We start from the raw sequence: 25355 nt of genomic DNA on the forward strand, positions 1-25355 counted from the left end.
TTACTTTTGAAAGGCCTTTTTTAAGCTGATTTTAGAAATCAGCTCGGTCAGAGAGAGGACCATCGTCGAACGCACCGCCTGCTGGTAGCGCTGAATTTGCATGGCGTATAGCGCCGCGTCGGACGTATCAAAATGCGGCGGCGGCGGTAGCGCCATGACGCAGTGCAGTTCGCCAAACGGCCCGAGGATTTCATCGTCGGTAAAGGCGTACTCATTGCCGTCGTGATTCAGCTCTTCGCGCAGCGCCATTAACAGCTCCGCATCTTCATATTCGGTGCGGCTGAGTACGCCAAGGCCATAGATAAGTTTCAGACGTACCGAAAGATCGCCCAGCGGCCCGTCGCCATCCAGCAACGGTTCCACAGCGTATTTCACGGCATAGTCGTCTTTGCGAAACACCTGGAGCACCAGAATATTCACCGCCTCGGTCAATAACTCGACGGCGGTAATCAGGAAGCTCCGTACGGTTTTGCCAGCATTCAGACGCTCAAGCACACGATTTTCAAAGGCCTGGGTTTGTTCCATTATTGCCTGCATATCTGACAATCTGTTATTTGGGCGCAGGCTAACCTGCGCCGGGTTCTGCGTCATTTGGTCGCGTTATATGCGTTAACCGCCTCCGCCACCACATCGCTATTGGCATCCAGCCCGGAAATTTGCGCCAGCGCGGCCTGCGGGCCTTTTTCGGTAATCAGAGCCGCCAACTCCTGCGCCTGCGGATCTTCATCGCTACGGAAATGCATCGCCGCCGCGATCCCTTTCACCAGATTCACATGCGGCAGACCATATTCCAGGGTGCCAAGCAGCGGTTTGATCAGACGGTCGCCCGCGCTGAGTTTGCGTAGCGGCTGACGGCCTACGCGTTCGACGTCATCTTTCAGATACGGGTTTTCAAAACGACCGAGGATTTTCTGAATGTATGCCGCATGTTTGTCGGCATCAAAACCGTAGCGTTTGATCAGCACCGCGCCGCTTTCTTCCATCGCGCCTTTCACCACCGCGCGAATACTCTCATCGAGAATAGCGTCGCGAATGGTCTGATGACCGGCTAATTTGCCGAGGTACGCGGTTATAGCATGACCCGTGTTCAGCGTGAAGAGTTTACGTTCGACAAATGCCATCAGGTTATCCGTTAACTCCATCCCCGGAATGGTCGGCAATGCGCCTTTAAACTGGGTTTTATCGACGATCCACTCGCTGAAGGTTTCTACCGTCACTTCCAGCGGGTCATGGGTGGCGGAAGCGGAAGGCGGCACAATACGGTCAACGGCGGAATCGACAAAGCCAACGTGCTGTTCAACCCAGGCTTTATCGCCATCCGCCAGCGCGTTCATCACATGACCTTTGAGCTGCGTGGTGCCGCGCACCATATTTTCGCAGGCGATGATATTCAGCGGGGCATCCACGCCCTGCGCCTTACGTTTTACCAGCCCTTTAGCGATAGCCGGAGCGATACGCTCAAGCACCACCGGGCCCACGGCAGTGGTGATTAAATCAACGTGGGCAATCAGGTCGACAACATCATCGCCGATGCTGCTGACAGCGTTGACGCCGGAAACCGTATCCACCTGCTCATTTTCACCCACAACATGAACCTGATAGCTATGACGGGCATTCAGGGCATCGAGTACGACCTGGTTTACATCCGCAAACGTCAGTTGTATCCCCGCGTCAGCCAGCAATTTGCCGATAAAGCCACGACCGATATTACCTGCGCCAAAATGTAATGCTTTCATAGTATTAACCTTCATTAATGTTTTTACCCGAGAGGGCTGGGGTGAGGCTTTTCCCTCAACCTAACCCTCTCCACAAGGGAGAGGGTATCGCCTTCATATTTCGAACTGCAGATGCGTTGGCTCTCCTCGCTCACCCCAGTCACGTACTTATGTACGCTCCTGGGGATTCACTGCGTTGCCGCCTTCCTGCAGCTCGAACTATTTTGGGGATACTTAACTGTTAAGCTTTTTTACCTGCCAGCAGTTCCAGAACTTCATCCACGCTGGTGGTGTGCGCCAGACGTTCGATCACGGATTCATCATCCAGCGCGTTGGTCAGGCTGGTGATGACCTGGATGTGCTCATTGTTACGTGCGGCGATACCAATGACCAGACGGGCAATATCGTCTTCTTCTTCACCGAAGCGTACGCCTTCCGGATACTGGCAGAACACCACGCCGGTTTTCAGCACGCGGTCTTTCGCTTCTACCGTACCGTGCGGAACTGCGATGGATTCACCGAGGTAAGTCGGCGTCAGCTTTTCGCGGTCCAGCATCGCCTCGACGTATTCCGGCTCAACATAGCCGCCTTTCACCAGTTGTTCACCGGCAAAGCGAATCGCCTCTTCTTTGTTAGCGGCTTTACGGCCCAGGAAGATATTCTCCGCGCCCAGCTTGAACAGGTTGTTATCACCCTCCTCAAAGCTGTCTTTCAGATGGTCGCGTACTTTCTCTTCATTAGTATTGTGGCGCTGTGCGGCAACCAGACGTTCGGTCAGGCTGGTGTACAGGCCGCTATCCAGGAAGTTGGTCAGCGAAATATGCTGCGCCTGCGGTACCTGACGCATCGCGCGCTCGGTCAGGTCACGGTGAGTAATGACCAGATCTACATCCGGCGGCAGATTGTTAATGGCGCTGTTGGTGACGGAGATCTGGCTCAGGCCTGCATCCTGTACTTTCTTACGCAGTACCCCTGCGCCCATCGCGCTGGAACCCATACCGGCATCGCAAGCCACGATGATTTTACGCACATGGCTCAGGTCGTTGGTCACGTCGCCAGCCGCCAGCGGAGAGGCGCCTTTAGATTCCGCTTTCATGTCATGCATACGACGGGTGGCCGCTTCAATGTCATCTTCTTCTTTCACTTTGCTGGTTTTCAGCAGAATTGCAGAAACCACGAAGGAGACCGCCATTGCCGCCACGATGGCAGCGATGTTAGCGAAGTAAGCGCCTTTTGGCGTCATCGCCAGTACCGCCAGAATGGAACCCGGAGACGCCGGAGAGACCAGACCGCCGTTCAGGATGGTCAGGGTGAATACGCCGGTCATACCGCCAAGGATAACGGCCAGAATCAGGCGTGGGTTCATCAGCACGTACGGGAAGTAAATTTCGTGGATACCGCCCAGGAAGTGGATGATGGCCGCGCCGCCCGCAGACTGTTTAGCGCTGCCGCGACCGAAGAACATGTACGCCAGCAGGACGCCCATCCCCGGACCCGGGTTAGCTTCAATCAGGAAGAAGATGGATTTACCCATCTCATGGGACTGCTGGATACCCAGCGGTGAGAAGATGCCGTGGTTAATCGCGTTATTGAGGAACAGGATTTTCGCCGGTTCAACAAAAATGGACGCCAGCGGCAGCATATCGTGCGCCACCATGAAGTTAACGCCCGCCGCCAGAATTTTGGACAGGACTTCAACCGCCGGACCAATACCGAGGAACGCCAGGATGGCGAGGATCATACCGATAATGCCAGCGGAGAAGTTGTTCACCAGCATCTCAAAACCGGATTTGATCTTACCGTCTACCCAACTGTCGAATTTCTTAATGCAGTAGCCGCCTAATGGACCGGCGATCATCGAGCCGAGGAACATCGGCATATCCGCACCGACAATAACGCCCATGGTAGTGATAGCGCCCACTACGCCGCCGCGTTCGCCGCCAACCAGACGACCGCCGGTATAACCGATGAGCAGCGGCAGCAGGTAGGTGATCATCGGACCAACCAGTTTCGCCAGCGTTTCGTTAGGCAACCACCCTGTTGGAATAAATAATGCGGTGATAATACCCCACGCGATAAACGCGCCGATATTAGGCATCACCATATTGCTGAGGAATCGACCAAAGCTTTGCACTTTGATCTTAATATCGGATGACATAAAAACACCCCTTCTTATGTTGCTGTCGCGCAGGCTGAAAGCCCGAGGTTTGTTAATGTAGCGGCAGAGGTAGCCGGACCCTGTAGTGTAGATACTGCGCAATCTGGCACTGAATCGTTCAACTGTCCAGTCGACGGTCTTTTATGTGATATTCGTCACGTAAATATAGGGTGTATGGCGTTAGTTAATGTGATTTTAATCACAAAATAACGGTACAAAAAAACATCACAGTGCAATAATTCGCTGCAAATGAGGATTAAATGTGAACTGATTCACATTTTTGGTTTTGCTGTTTGTTGAATTTTTGTGATGTGGATCGCAAATTATTTTCATCTGGATTTGAGCAGATGTGATCTGCGGCAGGTTCTACCCCCGACATTTTTTATTGCAAAACAAAGCAACTTCTCACCAGAAAAAATATTTATTTTGTGGTATAGCGAAAACCCCAAACTGCAGTTATGTTCAAAACATCAGCCAGGGTGCATACGGCTGCCGGCATAAAAAACTCTAATTAGCGTGAATTCGAGGCAGGCATGTTTCTAAATTATTTCGCGTTGGGCGTGCTGATCTTCGTTTTTCTGGTTCTGTTTTACGGAATCATCGCCATTCACGATATTCCCTATAACATGGCTAAAAAACGTAACCATCCCCATGCCGATGCCATCCATACTGCGGGATGGGTGAGCCTGTTCACTCTTCATGTTATTTGGCCGTTCCTGTGGATCTGGGCCACGCTCTACCAGCCTGAAAAGGGATGGGGAATGCAGTCACACATCACACCGACCGGAAAGGAGTCAGACCCTGAGATTGCCGCGCTGGCAGCGCGAATCACCCAGTTGGAAAAAAGACTGGATGGGGAGAAAAAAAACGATAACTCCACCTTTCCGGAGATTTAATCATGGATTTGTTGATAGTCCTGACCTATGTGGCCTTTGCCTGGGCCATTTTTAAAATATTCCGTATTCCGGTAAACCAATGGACGCTTGCTACCGCTGCATTAGGTGGGGTGTTCATTGTTGCGGGATTGATTTTATTAATGAACTATAACCACCCGTATACTTTTACGGCGCAAAAAGCGGTTATTTCAATTCCGGTCACTCCGCAAGTCACAGGAATTGTTAGTGAGGTAACAGATAAAAATAATCAGCTAATTAAAAAAGGTGATGTGCTGTTTAAGCTCGATCCGGTACGGTATCAGGCGCGTGTCGACAGGCTGCAGGCTGATCTGGTTACCGCTACGCACAACATCGACAACCTGAAAGCACAGTTGTCGGAAGCGGTCGCCAATACCACCCGTGTATCTGCTGAACGTGACCGTCTGTATAAAGATTATCAACGCTATTTGAAAGGCAGTCAGGCGAAAGTTAACCCGTTCTCTGAAAGCGATATCGATAATGCTCGGCAAAACTATCTGGCACAGGATGCGCTGGTCAAAGGCTCGGTTGCAGAACAGACGCAGATTCAGAGCCAATTAGACAGTATGGTCAACGGTGAGCAATCTCAGGTTGCGTCCCTACGTGCCCAGCTTGCCGAGGCTAAATACAATCTTGAACAGACGGTAGTTCGTGCCCCCAGCAACGGTTATGCCACGCAGATTTTAATTCGTCCGGGGACTTACGCAGCAGCATTACCTTTGCGTCCGGTAATGGTGTTTATTCCTGAACAAAAACGGCAAATCGTGGCGCAATTCCGCCAGAACTCGCTGCTGCGCCTTAAACCAGGCGATGAAGCGGAAGTGGTGTTTAACGCGCTGCCTGGTCAGATTTTCACCGGCAAGCTGACCAGTATTCTTCCTGTCGTTGCGGGTGGTTCTTATCAGGCGCAGGGCGCATTACAGTCCTTAACGGTGGTGCCGGGTACCGATGGCGTGCTGGCCACGATTGAGCTGGATCCGAATGCCGATGTGGATGCGCTGCCGGACGGTATCTATGCCCAGGTCGCAGTCTATTCCGACCATTTCGCCCACGTGTCGGTAATGCGTAAAGTACTGCTGCGCATGACCAGTTGGATGCATTACCTTTATTTGGATCATTGAGACCGTCATCACCTGCCATTTTCAGTGACCTGAGCCATACTAAGCGGTGCCCCACTATCATTGGGCACCGCTTTTTTGTTGGCAAAAAGGACCCGGCATGAAACTCATTGGCAGCTATACCAGCCCTTTTGTGCGTAAAATTTCGATTCTGTTACTGGAAAAGGGCATCACCTTCGAATTTGTGAATGAACTTCCCTACAACGCGGATAGCGGGGTGGCGCGCTATAACCCGTTAGGTAAAGTACCCGCGTTGGTCACCGATGCGGGCGAGTATTGGTTCGATTCGCCGATCATCGCGGAATATATTGAGCTGCTGGATATCGCGCCAGCGATGCTCCCGCGTGACCCGATGGCAGCGCTTAAAGTTCGCCAGCTTGAAGCGTTGGCTGACGGCATTATGGATGCAGCGTTGGTTTCTGTACGCGAACAGGCGCGCCCGGCGGCGCAACAATCGGAAACGGAACTGTTGCGCCAGCGGGAAAAAATCAACCGCAGCCTGGATATGCTCGAAAGTTATCTGAGCGACGGGACACTAAAAACGGATACGGTCAATCTGGCGACTATCGCGATTGCCTGTGCGGTAGGCTATCTCAACTTCCGCCGGGTCGCGCCCGGCTGGTGTGTTAGCCGCCCCCACCTGGTCAAACTGGTCGAAACGCTTTTTCAACGCGAAAGCTTTGCCCGCACCGAAGCGCCAAAGGCTTGACGCGCATTATGTCCGCCTGAGCAAACTCACGTTACAATCCCCCTTATGTCGATATCCCTCTCCCGCCAGGAGAGGGCCACCAACAGCCAGGCATTTTCATGACAAGCGAAACGCGTACACTCTACAGCCAGCTTCCTGCTATCGATCGCTTATTGCACGATAGCGCTTTTCTTTCTCTGCGCGATCGGTATGGTCATACCCAGGTGGTTGATCTGCTTAGGCGGATGCTTGACGACGCGCGCGACGTCATCCGGAATACGCAAACGCTTCCCGACTGGTACGCAGACTGGGCGCAAGAGGCGAAACTCCGGCTGGAAAATGCGGCGCAAAGCGCGCTGCGCCCGGTGATTAACCTGACGGGGACGGTGCTGCACACCAACCTTGGCCGCGCATTGCAGGCGCAAGAAGCGATTGAGGCGGTAACGCAGGCGATGCGCGCGCCGGTGACGCTGGAATACGATTTGGATGGCGCCGGGCGGGGGCATCGCGACCGGGCACTGGCGACGCTGTTATGCCGAATCACCGGGGCGGAGGACGCCTGTATCGTCAATAACAATGCGGCGGCGGTATTGCTGATGTTGGCGGCGACCGCCAGCGGCAAAGAGGTGGTAGTTTCGCGTGGCGAGCTGGTCGAAATCGGCGGCGCGTTTCGTATTCCGGATGTTATGCGCCAGGCGGGCTGTACGCTGCATGAAGTGGGCACCACCAACCGGACGCACGCGAAAGATTACCGTCAGGCGGTAAATGAAAATACCGGGCTGTTGATGAAGGTGCATACCAGTAATTACAGCATTGAGGGCTTTACCAAAACGGTAGAGGAAGCGGAACTGGCGGAAATCGGACGAGAGCTGGATATTCCGGTGGTGGCGGATCTGGGCAGCGGTTCGCTGGTGGATTTAAGTCAATATGGCTTACCCAAAGAGCCGATGCCGCAGCAGCTCATTGCCGCAGGCGTCAGCCTGGTAAGCTTCTCCGGCGATAAGTTGCTGGGCGGGCCGCAGGCCGGGATTATCGTCGGCAAAAAAGCGATGATTGCCCAACTGCAAAGCCATCCGCTGAAACGCGCTCTGCGCGCTGATAAAATGACGCTGGCGGCGCTGGAGGCAACGTTACGTCTGTATCTGCACCCGGAAGCGTTGGCGGAGAAATTACCCACGCTGCGTCTGTTAACCCGCAGCGAAGCGTCGATTCGCGAACAAGCGCAGCGGTTACAGGCGCGGCTGGCGGCACGTTACGGCGATGAATTTGCGCTGGAGGTTAAACCCTGCCTGTCGCAAATCGGCAGCGGTTCATTACCGGTAGACCGCCTTCCCAGCGCCGCCATGACCTTTACCCCGCACGACGGGCGCGGTAGCCGGCTGGAGGCACTGGCGGCCCGCTGGCGCATGCTGCCTGTACCGGTCATTGGCCGAATTTATGATGGCCGTTTATGGCTGGATATGCGCTGTCTTGAAGACGAAAGCCGGTTTATGGAGATGATGCTGAAATGATTATTGCAACTGCCGGACACGTAGACCACGGTAAAACGACGTTGCTCCAGGCGATTACCGGAGTCAATGCCGATCGCCTGCCGGAAGAGAAAAAACGCGGGATGACTATCGATCTGGGCTACGCCTATTGGCCGCAGCCGGATGGTCGTGTGCTGGGCTTTATCGATGTGCCTGGACATGAAAAATTCCTCTCTAACATGCTGGCGGGCGTAGGCGGTATCGATCACGCTTTGCTGGTGGTCGCCTGTGATGACGGCGTTATGGCGCAAACGCGCGAGCATTTACAGATCCTGCAACTGACGGGCAATCTCCAGCTCACCGTCGCGCTGACCAAAGCCGATCGCGTGGACGAGGCGCGTATCGGTGAAGTACGTGAAGAGGTACTGGCGGCGCTCGACAACTATGGCTTCGCCGATACCGTTTTATTTGTCACCGCCGCCAATGAAGGACGCGGTATTGCAGAACTTCGCGCTCATTTACAGCAGCTTCCTGCAGGTTTGCACGCCGCGCAGCATCGTTTCCGTCTGGCTATCGACCGTGCGTTTACGGTGAAAGGGGCGGGACTGGTGGTGACCGGAACGGCGCTGAGCGGAGAGGTAAACGTGGGCGATACGCTATGGTTGACCGGCGTTAATACGCCGATGCGCGTACGAAGTCTACACGCGCAAAATCAGCCCACTGACCATGCGTATGCCGGGCAACGTATTGCGCTCAATATTGCGGGCGATGCGGAGAAGGAGCAGCTTAACCGCGGCGACTGGCTGCTTTCCGATGCGCCGGTGGGGGAAGCTTTTTCCCGGGTGATCGTTTCTCTGGCGCTTCATGCGCCGCTTTCCCAATGGCAACCGCTACATATTCACCATGCCGCCAGCCATGTGACCGGTCGCGTCTCTTTGCTGGAAGGCGGGCTGGCCGAGCTGATCTTTGATACGCCGTTGTGGCTGGCCGATAATGACAGACTGGTGCTGCGTGATATTTCCGCACGCGCCACCCTTGCCGGCGCACGCGTGGTGACGCTTAAGGCGCCGCGTCGCGGTAAACGTAAGCCAGATTATTTGCACTGGCTTTCAACGCTTGCCGCCGCGCAGGACGATAGCGCGGCGTTGGCCATTCATCTGGAACGCGGCGCCGTCAACCTGCCGGATTTCGGTTGGGCGCGTCAGCTTAATCCTCTCGGTATGCGTCAGCTTATTGAGCAACATGGTTTTATCCAGGCCGGAGACAATCTGTTAAGCGCGCCCGTCGCCGCCCGCTGGCAGCGTAAGATTCTTGATACGCTGGCGACCTACCACGAACAGCACCGCGATGAACCGGGGCCGGGACGTGAGCGTTTACGCCGCATGGCCCTGCCAATGGAGGATGAAGCGCTGGTCCTGATGCTGATCGAGCGGATGCGCGACGACGGCCTGATTCATAGCCATCACGGTTGGTTGCATCTGCCGGATCATAAAGCAGGATTTAGCGATGAGCAGCAGGCCGTCTGGCAAAAAGTTGAACCGCTATTTGGCGATGAGCCCTGGTGGGTACGCGATCTGGCGAAAGAGACCGGAACGGAAGAACAATTGATGCGGCTGGTGCTGCGGCAGGCGGCACAGCAAGGCATCATTACCGCGATCGTAAAAGATCGGTACTATCGTAACGATCGGATTGTCGCTTTCGCCAATATGATCCGCGAGCTGGATCAAGAGAGAGGATCAACGTGTGCGGCGGATTTTCGCGACAGGCTGAATGTAGGGCGGAAACTGGCCATTCAGATCCTTGAATATTTTGACCGGATTGGATTTACACGACGTCGTGGGAATGATCATTTATTACGTGATGCGTTATTATTTCCGCAAAAAGAATGAAATGGTTAAATTAAATCAGAAATGAAGCAATACAATTATTGCGTTGCTTTTTATTTTTCTGACTTCTTAAAATAGCCAGCGCGAACCTGTTATCAGGATAATTTTACCCATATTCTTTGCGCCTTATTCAGGCGACTCACGACGAGATTGTGGAAATTTATCGCGCGGCGATGTAACGTTTTTGCGCCGGTAGCGCGGACGCTTACCGGGCCTGCGTAGACGATGCAGGCCGGATAAGGCGTAACTCGTTAGCTTCGGGCGAGCTTTTGCTGCGCCAGCCAGACGGCGCCCAGCCTGCCCGCCTGATTTCCCAGTTGGCAGGGCTGAATCGGCACCTGGAGCGCCTCCCACATTTCAAACGTTTCAAGATGCCGCGTCAGGAGCGGGTAGAGCTTTTCCTGTTCGCTTATTCCTCCGCCGATCAGCACCACGCCCGGATCAAACATAGAGATCACGCTGTAAACGCCGCGTGACAGATAACGCGCCCAGTCATTGACCGCCTCACGCAGATGAACATCGGTCGCCATTCGTTCGAAGATCACATCCGCAGGCGGCATCTCTTCGGCAGGCAGCGCCAGCGCCTGGCGGCACGACGCTATTAATCCGCTGGTTGACGCGATTTTATGCATACTTTCGCCATTATTCCCGACCGGCATGACGCCGAATTCACCGGCATGGAAATGTGCGCCGCGATACAGTTCTCGTCCGACGATAATACCGCCGCCAATGCCGGTTCCAATGGTAATACAGACCAGATTGTCATAATGCTGTCCGGCGCCTCGCCACATTTCGCCCAGCGCCGCGCAGTTCGCGTCGTTCTCCACGACCAGCGGCAGATCGGTTAGCCCGCTGAACAACTCCATCAGGTTGACGTCATCCAGGTAAGCCAGCGCGCCCGCTTTTGCCGCATGACCGTTATGGGGATTAATATGGCCGGGGAAACTAACCCCGATTGCCGCAATGTCATAGTCCTGTTGGCAACGCGCCACCACATCCTGCCATTTGCGGGTAAACGTGGAGGCGTCCTCTGGCGTATCGAATTGATGATGGGTTAATTCTTCGCCGTCACTGTTAATCACGCCATATTTGACGTGAGTTCCTCCCACATCAATACCGATATATTGCTGCATAGTGTTCTCCGTACGTTAAACAGGCACCTGTTTAGTATGGCTAAAACCAGACGGAGAAACGTAAAGGAAAGTAATTCGTGATTGCTGTCGTAAAGCGGGAAATCATTGGCGAAAAATTCACCAGCACCGTCTACCCTTGTGGAGTACCTTTACAATAAGGAGTTGGTCATGACGAACAATCCCCCTTCAACACGTATTCAGCCAGGTGAATACGGGTACCCACTGAAGTTAAAAGCCCGCTATGACAATTTTATTGGTGGTGACTGGGTTGTGCCCGCCGACGGCGAATATTATCAAAACCTGACGCCAGTGACCGGCCAGCCGCTATGTGAAGTCGCTTCCTCCGGTAAAAAAGATATCGATTTAGCGCTCGACGCCGCGCATAAGGCGAAAGATAAGTGGGCGCATACGTCAGTACAAGACCGTGCCGCTATCTTGTTTAAGATCGCCGATCGGATGGAACAAAACCTCGAACTGTTGGCGACAGCGGAAACCTGGGATAACGGTAAACCGATTCGTGAAACCAGCGCCGCCGACGTACCGCTGGCGATCGATCATTTCCGCTATTTCGCCTCCTGTATACGTGCGCAGGAGGGCGGGATCAGCGAAGTTGATAGCGAAACCGTGGCCTACCATTTTCACGAACCGCTTGGTGTCGTGGGGCAGATAATCCCGTGGAACTTTCCGTTGTTGATGGCAAGCTGGAAAATGGCGCCAGCGCTGGCGGCGGGTAACTGCGTGGTGCTTAAACCGGCACGCCTGACGCCGCTTTCCGTTCTGCTGTTAATGGAAGTCATTGGCGATCTGTTACCGCCGGGCGTCGTCAACGTCGTGAACGGCGCGGGCGGCGAGATCGGCGAATATCTGGCGACCTCGAAACGTATCGCGAAGGTGGCGTTTACCGGTTCGACGGAAGTGGGTCAACAGATCATGCAGTACGCCACGCAGAATATTATTCCGGTGACGCTGGAGTTAGGCGGTAAATCGCCAAATATCTTCTTTGCTGACGTGATGGATGAGGAAGATGCGTTCTTTGATAAAGCGCTGGAGGGATTTGCCCTGTTTGCCTTTAACCAGGGCGAGGTGTGTACCTGTCCAAGCCGTGCGCTGGTCCAGGAGTCTATCTATGAGCGCTTTATGGAGCGCGCTATTCGCCGGGTAGAGAGCATTCGCAGCGGGAACCCGCTAGATAGCGGTACACAGATGGGGGCGCAGGTCTCCCACGGCCAGCTTGAGACTATCCTCAATTATATCGATATCGGTAAAAAAGAGGGGGCCGATATTCTGACCGGTGGGCGACGCAAGGAACTGGATGGCGAACTTAAAGAGGGCTATTACCTTGAGCCTACTATCCTGTTTGGTAAGAACAATATGCGCGTCTTTCAGGAGGAGATCTTTGGCCCGGTGCTGGCGGTAACCACCTTTAAAACCATGGAGGAGGCGCTGGAAATCGCTAACGATACGCAGTATGGCCTCGGCGCAGGCGTCTGGAGCCGTAACGGCAATCTGGCCTATAAGATGGGGCGCGGCATTCAGGCCGGGCGCGTATGGACCAACTGCTATCACGCTTATCCGGCACATGCGGCGTTCGGCGGTTATAAGCAGTCGGGCATCGGGCGCGAAACGCATAAGATGATGCTGGAACACTACCAGCAAACCAAGTGCCTGCTGGTGAGCTATTCCGATAAGCCGCTGGGGCTGTTCTGACGCAAGAGGTAATGCCCGATGGCGCTGCGCTTATCGGGCCTACAGCGTTGATATTAGCCTGGTGGTAATGTCTGATGGCGCTTCGCTTATCGGGCCTACAAGAATTTATCGCAATATACTGATATTGCAAATCTTGTAGGCCGGATAAGGCGCAGCCGCCATCCGGCACAGTGTTACCGCTCGTTAACCCAAATCCGCATTTCGCCCTCGCCACGGTTGGCCCAGCTAAACCACGGAATGAACGTTAGCGTCTGCGGCTGGCGCGATGATGGCGCGTTGTCGTAATGCCACAACGCCTGATGCTGCGCATCCGCGGCGCTTTGCTTCTCGCCTTCGGCCTGAATCAGCATCTTATGCGCAAAAAGCCCTTTGCCCTCAAAGACCCGGAACTCACTCTCTTTCGGTAGCCACAGATTATGCAGTTCTTCGCCGTTATCGGCCTGCTCAAGGCAATAGACCAGCGGCCCGCGCTGAATGGCGACCTTACCGGCGACGTGACGCGCCAGCGGATTGCCATACACGCGGCGAACCGGCATCGGCAGCGTCAGGGTTATCGTATCGCCCTCCTGCCAGGTTCGACGGATATGCAGATAACCTTTGCGAATATCCTGCTCCACTTCCAGCCCGTTGAGCGTCACTTTTGCCTCAGGGCACCAGTCCGGCAGGCGTAGCGCCAGCGTGTGATGTACCGGCTGCACAGAGTCGATGGCAATCTTCACCTGCTCATGCCACGGGTAGTTCCCGCCAATCCGCAGTTTGAGCGCGCCATTTTCAACCGGTATTTCCATGCTGTTACCCACGTACATATTGATGTACAGCGCATCCGCACGCGGCGTGTAGATGTAGTGACCGAGAGAGGTGAGCACGCGGGCGATGTTCGGCGGGCAGCAGGCGCAGCCAAACCAGCGCTGGCGGATGGGCTTAACGTGATCGTAAATATGGTTGAATTTTAACGATCTTGGATGCACTTCCAGCGGGTTGACGTAGAAGAAATGCTTGCCATCGAGCGCCATACCGCCGAGGACGGTGTTGTACAGCGCGCGCTCCATCACGTCGGCGTACTGACTATCGGCTTCCATTTCCAGCATCCGGCGGGCGAACATCATCAGGCCGATTGAAGCGCAACTTTCCGCATAGACCGAATCATTCGGTAAATCGTAATCGCTGCTAAAGGATTCGCCGCTGCTCTGCGAGCCAATCCCGCCGGTGATATACAGCTGACGCTGCGCCATATTTTTCCACAGGCGCAGGCAGTCCTGGCGTTTGCCTTCATCGTTGCTCAGGCGAGCGAGATGCGCCACGCCGGTCATCAGATAGACAAAACGTACCGCGTGGCCAATGGCCGTCTGCTGCTGCGAAATTGGCAGATGCGCCTGGCTGTAGGCTTTGTCTTTGACCATCCACGCCGGGCCGTAGGTATGCCAGTAAGAGGTTTGGCCGCGTTTTTCGTACTCTTCGTCGTAGAAGTGCGGTTGGGCGCCGCGCTGCCCGATAAAGTAGCTTGCCAGCGTCATATAGCGCGGCTGCTCTGTTACCTCATACAGACGCATCAGCGCCAGCTCAATTTCCGGGTGGCCCGGATAGCCGTGCAGCTGATTTTCGCCAGGGCCGAAAGTGCTGTCGATATGATCGGCCAGGCGACAAACGACGTCTAGCAGCCGACGCTTGCCGGTGGCCTGAAAGAAGGCGACGCCCGCTTCAATCAGATGCCCGGCGCAATAAAGCTCATGGCACTCCGCCAGGTTGCTCCAGCGTTCTTGCGGGGCTTTTGCCGTAAAGTACGTATTGAGATAGCCATCGTCACACTGCGCGGCGGCCACCAGTTCAATCACCTCATCGGCGGTTTTCTCAAGCGCTGGATCGGGCTTCTGGCACAGTGACCAGGCAACCGCTTCCAGCCATTTCGCCACGTCGCTGTCCTGAAAGACCATGCCGTAAAAGTCGCCCGTCTGCTGGCCTGCGGCAATGCGGAAATTTTCAATGGCATGGCTGGGTTCAGCCTCTGGAATACGATCGTTTAACGCATCCCACTGGTAAGGAATAACCACATCGCGAACCAGTTGTTGATACTGTCCGAGGAACGGATCGCTGACCGTCAGTTTATGCAGATCGACTTCCAGTACGTTCATTTCGTGCTCCTTAAGGCTGTAGAGGTCATAGATATTCCTCGCTGACGGGGTATTTTATGGCAGTAATTTTTATTTTCGCGTTATGACCTGATTCATTTTGCCCAGATAGCGGTGAGCGACAAGGCGATAAAAGAGTAAAAAAAGATGACGATTCCGACCCGCATTTAAAAATGTGAGATGGATCGAGTGAAATGACTATTTTTAGTTAATAATCAAAAGCTAATATGAAATACGGTGCTGAATGAGCGGGAAATGACATATTAATGCTCGAATTATCCATAACATTACCGATTAAAGTCCAAAACGGCGGATTATTTATTTCTCGCGGCATTGGGCGTCATCCTGCCAGGCGTCTGCAATCGTGGGAAATTATATTTGTGGAAAAAGGCTGCCTGAAAATTCAGGAAGAAGAATGTGTTTTCTGTGTCGAAGCCGGGGAAAGCCTGTTGCTTTGGCCGCATCGCCGCCATATTGGCGTTGAGGAGTTTCCCGCCGATCTTAAATTTTACTGGCTCCATTTTGAGGTCAAAGCGCCGGACAGCGACCCGCGCTGGCTGACGCATCTTTCCGTGCCGCAGCATACCCAGGTTGCCGATCCGCAGGCGCTGATTGCGCTTTTTCGCCAGTTTATGAACGAGCAGGAAAAGCACCAGCGCAGCCCGGCGCTGGAGTTCATCGTGCTGCTGATTTTGCAGCAGCTCACCGTTGACGCCCGGCAGAATGAAAACGCCGAGGCCGCTGGCGTGTCGCTGGCCTGGAAAGCGCAGCAGCTGATTCGAACGCACTATCACCTGCCGCTTTCCAGCTCGGTTCTGGCGAAAGAACTGCATTGCAATGTGGATTATCTGGGACGCGTTTATCGGCGGGTATTTCACCTTACGCTAACGGAAGCCATCCACCGCCAGCGGGTGCGCGAGGCGGAAAAGTTGCTGATTAGCGACGCGCGTTCGTTAAAAGAGGTGGCGGAGCGGTGCGGTTTTAATGACGTTGGTTACTTTCGCCAGATCTTCCGCAAGCACACCGGCCTGACGCCTACCGCCTGGAAGCGGCGCTACAGTAAGGAACACGTTAATTCTTGAGTATAATCTTTGGCCCTCTGACAACGCGGTTGCAAACTGAATGCCCAATGGCGCTTTGCTTATCGGGCCTACAAGAACTCATCACAACGTATTGATATTGCAAATCTTGTAGGTCGGATAAGGCGCAGCCGCCATCTGACACAGGCTGTGGCTGCCGGCATTACTGCCCGTAATAGGCATTCGCGCCGTGTTTACGCAGATAGTGTTTATCGAGCAGTTCAGGCTGCATATCCGGTAGCTGCGGGGCCAGCTGGCGCGAGAACAGCCCCATATAGGCACACTCCTCAAGCACCACGGCGTTGTGGACGGCATCGGCGGCATTTTTACCCCAGGCAAACGGGCCGTGCGAATGAACCAATACCGCCGGGATTTGCGCCGGATCCAGACCGCGCTCTTCAAAGGTTTTAATAATCACCTCGCCGGTCTGATACTCGTACTCGCCGTTAATCTCCTCAACGGTCATCAGTCGGGTACAGGGGATCGCGCCATAGAAATAGTCGGCGTGGGTGGTGCCCCAGGCGGGCAGATCGAGCCCGGCCTGCGACCAGATCGTCGCATGGCGGGAATGGGTATGAACGATCCCGCCGATCTGCGGATAGCGGCGATAGAGCGCCAAATGGGTCGCGGTATCGGACGACGGTTTTTTGTTGCCTTCAACGACCTTACCGCTGGCGATCTCTACCACCACCATATCGTCGGCGGTCATCACCTCATATTCGACGCCGGAAGGCTTAATGACCATCAGCTTGTGCGTCTCATCGACCGCGCTGACGTTGCCCCAGGTAAAGGTGACCAGCCCGTGCGCCGGGAGGGCCAGGTTGGCCGCCAGCACCTCGGCTTTCAGTTGCTCTAACATGTGAAACCTCCTTCCTGCATCCGTGATTCAATCCAGCGGCGGGCCTGGATAATTTCCAGCACCGGCTCGCTGGCTTTCTCTGTCCACATCTCAATCAGAAATGAACCGCGATAATTCAGCTCATGCAGCGTTTTGAAGATGCCGACAAAATCAACGCATCCTTCGCCAAACGGCACGTCGCGGAACTGGCCGGGGCTGTCACCGGTCACCGGCAGCGTGTCTTTCAGGTGGATAGCGGCGATACGGTCAATACCCAGCTTCAGCTCGGCGGTCACGTCGTTCCCCCAGGCGCTGAGGTTGCCGACGTCTGGATAAACGGTGAACCACGGTGACGAAAGCATCTCGTCCCACTTTTTCCACTTGCTGATGGAGTTCATAAACGCGGTATCCATGATCTCCACCGCCAGCATTACCTGCGCCGCTGCGGCCTGTTCCACCGCCCACGCCAGCCCTTCGGCGAAACGTTGCTGGGTGCCTTCGTCGTGCTCTTCGTAATAGACGTCGTAACCTGCCAACTGGATGGTGCGGATACCGAGATCGCGCGCCAGGCGAATGGCTTTGGTCATGATTTCACGCGCCCGCTGGCGTACCGCTTCGTCGCGGCTGCCAAAAGGGAAGCGACGATGGGCGGAGAGGCACATCGACGGGATGGCGACGCCGCTTTCCAGCATCGCGTTCACCAGCGAAGCGCGTTGGGCCGAGGTCCACTCCAGGCGTGAGAGACGTTCGTCGGTTTCATCCACCGACATCTCAACAAAATCAAAACCGCAGCTTTTTGCCAGCACCAGCCGCTCTGGCCAACTGAGATCTTTCGCCAGTGCTTTCTCGTAAATACCTAATGGATGATTACGCATGCTTTTCTCCCCAAATGGCGTCAATTTGGGCGTGGAATTCGGCGGCGACCTGCGCCGGATGGGCGGCACCTGCCAGCGCGCGTCCGGCGATAAATGCCTTGACGTTAATGTCGCGGAACAGCGGCAGATCCGCTGGGGTAATGCCGCCGGTAATTGACAGCTCAAGGCCGATGTCGGACAACGCCTTCATACGCGCCAGATCCGCTTCGCCCCACTGCTGCCCGCTGGCCTGCGCATCGCGTCCGCGGTGGTAAATCGCCTGGCGAACCCCGACGCGATACCAGTCTCGGGCGTCGTCCAGCGTCCAGTTGCCGAATAGTTCCATTTGAATTTCACCGCCGCAGGATTGCGCGACGGCATGGCCTTTCTCGACGGTCGCGAGCGGCGCGGCACAGATGATAGTCATCCAGTTAGCGCCAGCGCTAAAAGCCTGCTGCGCCAGGGTTTCACCGGCATCGGCCACTTTCCAGTCGGCGACGATGATTTTTTCCGGGCACTGCGCTCGCAGGGCTTTCACCGCGCTAAGGCCTTCGGTTAAACAAAGGATGGTTCCGGCCTCAACGATATCGACATGATCCTGTAGCAGGGCGACATCGCGTTGGGCTGCTTCCAGACTGGTGTGGTCGAGCGCCAGTTGCAGTAATGGTCGGCTCATAATGCGTGCTCCTTAATACGGGCGTGATAGCCCTGTAGTGCTTCAATCAAATCCTGGTATTGGCGGTATTTGCGCTGGTAGAGGGCGTGTGCGGTCATGTCCGGCAGTAGCGTGCGCACCGGGTGCTGCAGGTCGCGTTGGGCCTCGCGGAAATCGCGATATACGCCGGTGCCGACGCGGGCCGCCAGCGCCGCGCCGAAGCAGCCGGTCTCCTCCACCTGCGGCAGCTCAATGCGTAAACCGCTGACGTCCGCCAGCATCTGCATCCAGACGTCGGAGTGGGCCGGGCCGCCGGTAACGCGCAGGGCGCAAACGTCGGTAAAACGTTCACGCATGCGGTTGAGGTGGGTCATATGGCTGAAGACCACGCCTTCATAAATCGCCTGCAGCAGGTGCGCGCGGGTGTGCAGCGCCTGCATGCCGTAAAAACCGCAGGTCATCTCCAGTCCGGCATTGCTGCCGTAGAGAAACGGCAGAAAAAAAAGGTCGCTACCGGCTTTCGGCAGGCTGGCGACCGCCTGATTGATCTCGTCAAAAGAGAGGTCGCCCCACTGGGCGGTAAACCATTCAAGGTTGCCGGAGGAGGTCGGGCTGGCTTCGTGAACGATATACTGCCCGTCATTGACGTAGCGGCCATAGACGTAAGGGTGGGCCTCATGGTCGCGCAGGCCGTGAGCGATGCCGCTGGTGACGGCCCAGGTACCCATCACCGCATTGAGCGTTGATTCATCCTCAATACCGGCGCAAAGGGCGGTGGAAACCACATCAAACAGGCCGCCGACGACGGGGGTGCCCACCGCCAGACCGGTGATGGCGGCTGCCTGAGCGGTGATCTCCCCGCATATTTCGGCTGAACCCATCACGGGGGGCAGCGTGCTATCGATTTCACTGATGCCCAGCCATTCGGTCAGACGTGAGTCGTACCGGCCTGTGGTCATGTTGTAGAGGTTGGACTCGGAGATGTTGCTCTCCTCACAGCCTTTAACGCCGGTTAAGCACCAGCGCAGATAGTCATGCGTCATCATTACGCAGCCTATCTGCGCGTAGCGCTGCGGCTCATTCTCTTTTACCCAGCGTAAAAGGGAGACCGGATGCCCGGTCCATAGAGTTTGTCGGGTCAGCGGGTAGAGTTTTTGCGGAACCGCTTCTTTTTGCCAGCGCTGGACAATTTCCATGGCGCGACGGTCGGAAGAGAGTATCGCTTTACCTAATGGCCGATCGCTTTTATCTAACAGGAACAGGCCCTTACCCTGAGCGGAAATACCCAGACCGCGGATTTGTGAGCCGCTCACCCCCGCGTGCGCCAGCAGTTTGCTGATGACCGAGGCGCACTGTTGCCACAGCTCGGTCATATCGCGTTCAACCCAGCCCGGCTGCGGGCTTAAAGCATGCAGCGGCAGGCGTTGCACAGCTACTTCCCGGCCTGCGCCATCGTACAATCCGGCTTTTAGCCAACTCCCACCACAATCTAACCCCAGCCAGTAGTTGCTCATGACTTATTGCACCTCGTCCACGGCTTTCAGGAGATCGGCGCCCTGCGGGTTGTCTTTCAGGAACATATCGCGCACCTGGCTGCCCAGCGCATCGCTGAAGGCTTTACGGTCGATATCGGTCAGGACTTCAACTCCGGCTTCTTTCATGCCATCGATAATTTTTTGCTGATCTTCGGCGACCAGTTTGCGCTGATAGTCACCCGCTTCTTTGGCGGAACTCAGCAGTGCCTCCTGGAACTGCGGGCTTAAAGCGTCGAATTTGGCTTTATTGATCACCAGCAGCAGAGGCGAATAGGCGTGATGAGTGAGGGAGAGGTATTTCTGTACCTCATAGAATTTCGCTGACCACACGACGTTGATAGGGTGTTCCTGGGCATCAATCGTACGGGTTTCGAGGCCGGTATAGACTTCGGAGAACGGCATCGGAATAGGGTTCGCGCCGAAGATTTTAAAGGCCGCGATATTCATTGGGCTGTTGTTAGTGCGGATTTTTAAGCCTTTCAAATCGCCCGGCGTTTTTACCGGCGCGCGGGAGTTGGTGACGTCGCGCCAGCCGTTTTCCCAGTAGGCGAGGACTTTTAACCCTTTTGAATCGAGTGATTTTTTCAGTTCATCGCCGACTTTGCCGTCGAGCGTTTTATGCGCATGCGCGGTATCGCGAAACAGGAAGGGGACATCAAGTAAGTTGAATACAGGGGCCAGGCCGGTGAAATTGTTCGAACCGGACATTTCCATATCAATAGTTCCGCCGCGCACCCCGCTGATCATTGCCTGGGCGTTACCTAATGTGCTGTCAGGAAAGAGTTTTAGCGTTAATTCGCCGTTAGTTTTTTCTTTTAATAATTCGTTAAATTTTTTCGCGGCAATATGTTGGGAGTCAGTTTGCGGTGTTTCATAACCAAAACGTAAAGATTGCGCCGCCAGAGACGACACGCTGAAAACCGTCAGACCAGCTATCAATAATGAACGAGCAATAACGTGTAATTTCATAATATTATCCTTTAATTAATCCATTTAAGCGGTGTGATAATTAGCTCGGGAATAAAAATAAATAAAACCAGCAGCGACATCAGTACGACAACGTAAGGGAATACACCTCTTACCGCGTCATCAAATTTCAATTTTGCTACCCCGGAAATAACGTTGAGGACGTTGCCAACGGGCGGTGTGATTAATCCAATAGAGCAGTTAATAATGAACATGACGCCGAAATAAATCGGATCAATATTGGCTTCTTTAACTAATGGCAATAATACAGGGGTAAGAATTAACACCGTTGGCGTTAAATCCATCACCATACCGACGACCATAATTGAGATCATAATGACGATAAATAAGAGTCGCGGAGAGTCGACCAGCGGCTGCAGCAAATCTGACACCATCATGGGTAATTCCGCGATCGTAATCAGCCAGGCGGATACCTGGGCCGCGGCCACCAGAAACATGACGACTGACGTCGTTTTGGCGGCATTGACCAGCACGTGGTAGAGACTGGAAAACGTTAATTCCCGATAGATAACCACGGCGACAAAGAGGGCGTAAAAGGCGGCAACCGCCCCTGCCTCCGTTGGCGTGAAAAGTCCGGAACGGAAGCCGCCGATAATAATCACCGGTAAAAACAGCGCCCAGATACCTGAAACCAATGATTGCCAGATTTCACGCGGTGTTGCTTTAGGCTGAGAAGGGAGATTTAATCGCCCGGCCTGCCACCACCAGGTGAGCATAAGCGCCGCGCCCATCATGATGCCCGGTGCGATCCCGGCCATAAACAGCTTGCTGATCGACAAGCCGCTGGAAACGCCGAAGATAATAAAAGGAATCGAGGGTGGAATAATTGGCGCAATGATCCCGCCGGAAGCGATTAACCCAACGGAGCGGTTGATCGGGTAGTTTGCGGAGCGCATCATCGGCACCAGCAGCGCGGCGACCGCAGCGGTATCTGCTACCGCAGAGCCGGAAAGGCTGGCCATAATCATTGCCGCAATAACGCCCACGTAGCCCAGGCCGCCGGGTTTATGGCCGACCAGCTTCATCGGCAGGTCGACAATTCGCTTTGACAGGCCGCCCGCGTTCATGATTTCACCGGCCAAAACAAAAAAGGGAATAGCCAGCAGGGAGAAACTGTCCGCGCCGTTAACCAGGGTTTGCGCCATAATCTGCACGTCAAACATATCCAGGTATGCCATCAGAGCAGCGCCGCAAAGCAGCAGCGACCAGGCGATGGGTAAACCTATCGCGATCCCGCCGAGCAGGCAGCAGAGAAATATCACCACGGCCATGATTAGGCTCCTTGCTGTGGTTGTTGAAAGGAATCGTTACGCGTTATTAAGTGATAAAGCCGACGCAGCTCGATTAACGCGATGGCAACGCTTGTGGGCAGACAGGCGATATACATCAGGCCGATCGGTAAACCGAGGATTGGCGAGTGATCGCTCCAGTCCTGCAACGCTTTTTGCAGGCTGCCCCAGCCTAATGCGAGGCATAACAATAAAATCAGCGAATGTGTCAGCAGCGAGAGTCGACGCTGATTCGCTGGCGAAAGTTTTTCCACCACAAAAGTGACCTGAACGTGAGCGTTATCCATAAATGCAACAATGGCGCCAATAAACGTCAGCCATACAAATAGATAACGTGATAGTTCATCTACCGACAAAATACTGCTCTCAAAACCGTAACGTAAAATAACGTTAATAAATACAATGCAGGAAAGTACGGCAATTAATACCGCAAGTATGCCCTCAAGTACCCGCTTCATAACGACTCCATCAGGTTATAGAAACTTATTTCTTTCGATGCTGAATAGTGGAACTTAATTTCTTATGTTTGGTTTATATTAGGTCGGCGCAACGTTGAGTTGCAGGCCGAGAATTAAGGTGATGATGTTTAATTCAGGTTAGCGGCGTGTGGCCTTTTCATCATGTTAATACCATCGCGTAATATATTGATGCGGTGATTAATATCGGCGCTGGCATTGATTTCCAACAATTTAATACCGGTAAACTGCAACAGATCGGGAGCGGCGGCGGTAATGAGTTCTTTAACATGTTTCTCCGTCATCAGGCTTTGTGGACAGAAAGGTGCAAACGGAGCATGGAGGTCCTGCCATTCGCCGTATTCTCCATCCAGCGTTGTACCGGAGAACATCAGCGCCCCGAGTTTTCCAGCCTGTTTGGCCTGCTGCGTATGGATCAGCGGTAGAGAGGTATCCCGCCCTTCAATAGCCGAGCGCGCCCAGTTAATGCAGACGCTTATGTCATAGTCGGCAATAGTTTCCAGTACGTTTACTAACGGTAAGAATCCTTTGCGCGGTGCGGGGCCGGTCATCGCGTCGCAGTGTTCAAGCACCAGGTCGCAGGACCAGTCCCAGTTGGCAATCTCTTTTAATGAGCGCGCAAAGGCGTCGGTTGCCTGCGCCACGTTCGGATTGCCCCCCAGCGGGGCGGCATGAAGCTCAAGGGCTATGACTTTGCCGGGGGTTTTCGCATTGAGTTTATTTATCTTCTGATAAAGATGACGGTAGTATTCCACGCAGGCTTTACGCTGTTCCTCGTCACTGGACGCTAATCCAAAACCGCCGTTTTCGCTACGGCGGCGCATGGTTTCCATTATCGCGGTGACCACGATTTGCCAGTTCCCTGGTGTATGGCGCAATAACCACTCGTCGCCGAGCGGGTGAAGATGTTCAAGACAAGGCTGCTCCAGCCCCCGGATATCCGGAGTATCAGAGAGTTGCCGCCAGAATTCCGTCTCTTTCTCTTCACTCTTCTGGTGAAATGAGGGTGCACAAGGGTACGCACCGATAATATAACCGGTATTATTTTTCATTTTGTGCTCCAGTAAACTCTATTTTATAAAACGTCTATGGCGACTTTTACGACTATTTTCCGTATCGGCGTAGCAATGCTTTTATTACAACCGGGACGATGAACATCCTGCGGGAAAAACAGGGCATAACTTCCCGGTATCATTTCAATGAATGATTCATGTTCACTGTCGTGATAAAAAATAATATCGCGCTGTTCTAATAATGACTCGCTGATTTGATTATTACCGGTATCAATGGCAACCCCAATTGTCTCTTCGCCCCATGCCAGAAACTGAATATCCAGATAGCGGCGATGGACTTCCGGACGATTTTCAGCAGCATCGCGGGTGGTCATATCGATAATCTGCGCGAAGATATTTTTGCCGTCGATTTCCACTACGCCAGGTTCCAGCGTGCGAAAGTCCGTATTGCGCAGGAAATCGAGCGCCTGCTCTATGGCCGACGGTAGCCGGCACGGATTAGGCTGCGCAATATGTCCAAAAATCATGATGTGGCTCCTTACAGCGCCTGAATTTTGGCCCAGACGCTGTCGTCAATGGTGATACCGTGACGGCGGTTGTCATCCAGCAATTTGGTAAATTCGTGGCCGGGCAGCCGAATCGCGACGTTGTCGTCGGCGCGTTCAGCAGTGGTGATGAAATCCATAATCCGCTGCAGTTTGGCATCGCGGGTTGCGCCATCGATCAGCTTATCCACTTCTATGGCGATGAAAATCTGTGAGACGCCATACTCATCGCTGTTTTCCTGGGTCACTTCGGCAACGGAAGAACCGTTAGAAAGCAGGGTGGCAATCATGTCCAGCACAATCGACAGACCAGATCCTTTCCAGTAACCCATTGGTAAAATGCGGCGATTTTTCTCGATAACGCCCGGTTCTTTGGTCAACTGACCGTTATCGTCGAAACCGCCATCCACCGGCAGTTCGCGGCCCGCCAGACGGTTAACTTCTAACATTCCGTAGGAGAACATCGACATCGACATATCCACCATCGTGATCGGCGTAGACGGGATGGCGACGATCAGCGGATTGGTACCGATACGGCACTCTTTCGCCCCCCACGGCGGCATGACGGCGATGGAGTTGGTCCAGCAAATGCCGATATAGCCTTTTTCCGCCGCCTGCCAGCCGTAGCTGCCGCCGCGCATCCAGTGGTTAGCATTACGTAACGCCACCAGGCCAATACCATGATCGGAAGCCAGCTCGATGGCCCGGTCCATCATCTTTTTCGCCGTCAGGTTGCCGATAGCGCGCTGAGCATCCCACTGTTCGATGGCGCCGAGGCTGGTAACCCGCTGCGGTTTAGCATCAGGAATAATGTCGCCGTTATCCAGTTGCTGGATGAAGCGAGGAAAGCGGTTCACGCCGTGGGAATAGACACCGGACTCGGTGGTGCGAGCGAACATTTCCGCGCACTCGTCGGCGGTATCTTCCGCAATATTCCGCGACCGCAAGACGCGGTAGAAGGCCCCTTTTAACTCTTCGAAAGTTACTTTCATCCCTGTTCTCCTGGTCGATTGTTAGAAATTTTAGTATGTTTTTTTGTCGATAAATTTCATAATGCGAAATCTAGTTCCAAATATATAGATCAAAAATTGACATGGCAACGCCAGAGAAGGTTTTTAAAAATGATTAAAATCATCGGGTTATGTTTTTTATGCTGATATCGTGAACTGC

22 protein-coding genes are annotated in these 25355 nt (G+C 54.2%); 7 read left to right on the forward strand and 15 right to left on the reverse strand.

Annotated features, from left to right (window positions below):
* The 3 genes from mtlR to mtlA all read right to left on the reverse strand — a co-directional run bounded on the left by mtlR (position 1) and on the right by mtlA (position 3873).
* Positions 1 to 591: a mannitol operon repressor MtlR gene (gene mtlR / locus J4617_RS15930; protein WP_000193201.1), complete on the reverse strand. Its 591-nt coding sequence runs from the start codon at positions 589 to 591 to the stop codon at positions 1 to 3.
* A complete protein-coding gene (gene mtlD, locus J4617_RS15935; RefSeq protein ID WP_000645383.1) occupies positions 588 to 1736 on the reverse strand; it encodes a mannitol-1-phosphate 5-dehydrogenase in 1149 nt (382 codons plus the stop codon). The genes mtlR and mtlD overlap by 4 nt, the downstream gene beginning before the upstream one ends.
* Before the next feature lie 220 nt (positions 1737 to 1956).
* Positions 1957 to 3873, reverse strand: coding sequence for a PTS mannitol transporter subunit IICBA (gene mtlA, locus J4617_RS15940; protein WP_000093287.1), 1917 nt, complete (start codon positions 3871 to 3873; stop codon positions 1957 to 1959).
* 533 nt (positions 3874 to 4406) lie between these two features.
* Between mtlA and J4617_RS15945 the strand changes: the two genes are divergently transcribed.
* From J4617_RS15945 to selB, 5 genes are all read left to right on the forward strand, one after another.
* Positions 4407 to 4769 carry a DUF3302 domain-containing protein gene (locus J4617_RS15945; RefSeq protein ID WP_000479642.1) on the forward strand — a complete coding sequence of 121 codons (363 nt, stop codon included), beginning with the start codon at positions 4407 to 4409 and terminating at the stop codon, positions 4767 to 4769.
* Positions 4770 to 4771: 2 nt separating this feature from the next.
* The gene (locus J4617_RS15950; protein WP_017466032.1) at positions 4772 to 5908 is read left to right on the forward strand and encodes an HlyD family secretion protein; all 1137 of its coding nucleotides are present in this window, start codon (positions 4772 to 4774) and stop codon (positions 5906 to 5908) included.
* Between the two features lie 97 nt (positions 5909 to 6005).
* The gene (locus tag J4617_RS15955) at positions 6006 to 6614 is read left to right on the forward strand and encodes a glutathione S-transferase (protein ID WP_000766677.1); all 609 of its coding nucleotides are present in this window, start codon (positions 6006 to 6008) and stop codon (positions 6612 to 6614) included.
* Between the two features lie 98 nt (positions 6615 to 6712).
* On the forward strand, positions 6713 to 8104 hold the full coding sequence (gene selA / locus J4617_RS15960; protein ID WP_000200187.1) for an L-seryl-tRNA(Sec) selenium transferase: 1392 nt from the start codon (positions 6713 to 6715) through the stop codon (positions 8102 to 8104).
* On the forward strand, positions 8101 to 9951 hold the full coding sequence (gene selB / locus J4617_RS15965; protein ID WP_017466033.1) for a selenocysteine-specific translation elongation factor: 1851 nt from the start codon (positions 8101 to 8103) through the stop codon (positions 9949 to 9951). Before selA ends, selB begins: the two co-directional genes overlap by 4 nt.
* Positions 9952 to 10199: 248 nt before the next feature.
* On the opposite strand, the gene J4617_RS15970 is transcribed toward selB, so the two are convergent.
* A complete protein-coding gene (locus tag J4617_RS15970; RefSeq protein WP_001620942.1) occupies positions 10200 to 11081 on the reverse strand; it encodes an ROK family protein in 882 nt (293 codons plus the stop codon).
* A 168-nt stretch (positions 11082 to 11249) separates the two neighbouring features.
* Here J4617_RS15970 and aldB point away from each other — a divergent pair, with 168 nt between their 5' ends.
* Positions 11250 to 12788 carry an aldehyde dehydrogenase AldB gene (gene aldB / locus J4617_RS15975; protein ID WP_000183994.1) on the forward strand — a complete coding sequence of 513 codons (1539 nt, stop codon included), beginning with the start codon at positions 11250 to 11252 and terminating at the stop codon, positions 12786 to 12788.
* 173 nt (positions 12789 to 12961) lie between these two features.
* On the opposite strand, the gene J4617_RS15980 is transcribed toward aldB, so the two are convergent.
* The gene (locus J4617_RS15980; protein WP_017466034.1) at positions 12962 to 14917 is read right to left on the reverse strand and encodes a glycoside hydrolase family 127 protein; all 1956 of its coding nucleotides are present in this window, start codon (positions 14915 to 14917) and stop codon (positions 12962 to 12964) included.
* A 263-nt stretch (positions 14918 to 15180) separates the two neighbouring features.
* Here J4617_RS15980 and J4617_RS15985 point away from each other — a divergent pair, with 263 nt between their 5' ends.
* Positions 15181 to 15996 (forward strand): helix-turn-helix domain-containing protein, encoded by an 816-nt coding sequence (locus J4617_RS15985; RefSeq protein ID WP_017466035.1) that lies wholly within the window; start codon positions 15181 to 15183, stop codon positions 15994 to 15996.
* A 160-nt stretch (positions 15997 to 16156) separates the two neighbouring features.
* Here the strand turns inward: J4617_RS15985 and araD are convergent, their stop codons facing one another.
* The 10 genes from araD to yiaK form a co-directional block, all read right to left on the reverse strand.
* Positions 16157 to 16852, reverse strand: a complete 696-nt coding sequence (gene araD, locus J4617_RS15990; RefSeq protein WP_017466036.1) for an L-ribulose-5-phosphate 4-epimerase — start codon at positions 16850 to 16852, stop codon at positions 16157 to 16159.
* Positions 16846 to 17706 carry an L-ribulose-5-phosphate 3-epimerase gene (locus tag J4617_RS15995; protein ID WP_001244035.1) on the reverse strand — a complete coding sequence of 287 codons (861 nt, stop codon included), beginning with the start codon at positions 17704 to 17706 and terminating at the stop codon, positions 16846 to 16848. The genes araD and J4617_RS15995 overlap by 7 nt, the downstream gene beginning before the upstream one ends.
* The gene (gene ulaD, locus J4617_RS16000) at positions 17699 to 18361 is read right to left on the reverse strand and encodes a 3-keto-L-gulonate-6-phosphate decarboxylase UlaD (protein WP_000089539.1); all 663 of its coding nucleotides are present in this window, start codon (positions 18359 to 18361) and stop codon (positions 17699 to 17701) included. Before ulaD ends, J4617_RS15995 begins: the two co-directional genes overlap by 8 nt.
* The gene (locus J4617_RS16005; protein WP_017466037.1) at positions 18358 to 19854 is read right to left on the reverse strand and encodes an FGGY-family carbohydrate kinase; all 1497 of its coding nucleotides are present in this window, start codon (positions 19852 to 19854) and stop codon (positions 18358 to 18360) included. Before J4617_RS16005 ends, ulaD begins: the two co-directional genes overlap by 4 nt.
* Before the next feature lie 3 nt (positions 19855 to 19857).
* The gene (gene yiaO, locus J4617_RS16010; protein WP_000766337.1) at positions 19858 to 20844 is read right to left on the reverse strand and encodes a 2,3-diketo-L-gulonate TRAP transporter substrate-binding protein YiaO; all 987 of its coding nucleotides are present in this window, start codon (positions 20842 to 20844) and stop codon (positions 19858 to 19860) included.
* 11 nt (positions 20845 to 20855) lie between these two features.
* Positions 20856 to 22133 carry a 2,3-diketo-L-gulonate TRAP transporter large permease YiaN gene (yiaN, locus tag J4617_RS16015; RefSeq protein ID WP_000301822.1) on the reverse strand — a complete coding sequence of 426 codons (1278 nt, stop codon included), beginning with the start codon at positions 22131 to 22133 and terminating at the stop codon, positions 20856 to 20858.
* Between the two features lie 2 nt (positions 22134 to 22135).
* The gene (gene yiaM, locus J4617_RS16020; RefSeq protein ID WP_000832316.1) at positions 22136 to 22609 is read right to left on the reverse strand and encodes a 2,3-diketo-L-gulonate TRAP transporter small permease YiaM; all 474 of its coding nucleotides are present in this window, start codon (positions 22607 to 22609) and stop codon (positions 22136 to 22138) included.
* 128 nt (positions 22610 to 22737) lie between these two features.
* Positions 22738 to 23679: a DUF4862 family protein gene (locus tag J4617_RS16025; RefSeq protein WP_017466038.1), complete on the reverse strand. Its 942-nt coding sequence runs from the start codon at positions 23677 to 23679 to the stop codon at positions 22738 to 22740.
* Between the two features lie 23 nt (positions 23680 to 23702).
* Positions 23703 to 24167 (reverse strand): YhcH/YjgK/YiaL family protein, encoded by a 465-nt coding sequence (locus J4617_RS16030; protein ID WP_000576102.1) that lies wholly within the window; start codon positions 24165 to 24167, stop codon positions 23703 to 23705.
* 11 nt (positions 24168 to 24178) lie between these two features.
* Entirely contained in the window at positions 24179 to 25177 is a 999-nt protein-coding gene (yiaK, locus tag J4617_RS16035; protein ID WP_000869012.1) for a 3-dehydro-L-gulonate 2-dehydrogenase, read from the reverse strand.
* Between the last annotated feature and the right edge of the window lie 178 nt (positions 25178 to 25355).

The sequence above is a fragment of the Salmonella sp. 32010601201800023SM genome, from assembly GCF_017572235.1.
Taxonomy (GTDB): domain Bacteria; phylum Pseudomonadota; class Gammaproteobacteria; order Enterobacterales; family Enterobacteriaceae; genus Salmonella; species Salmonella enterica.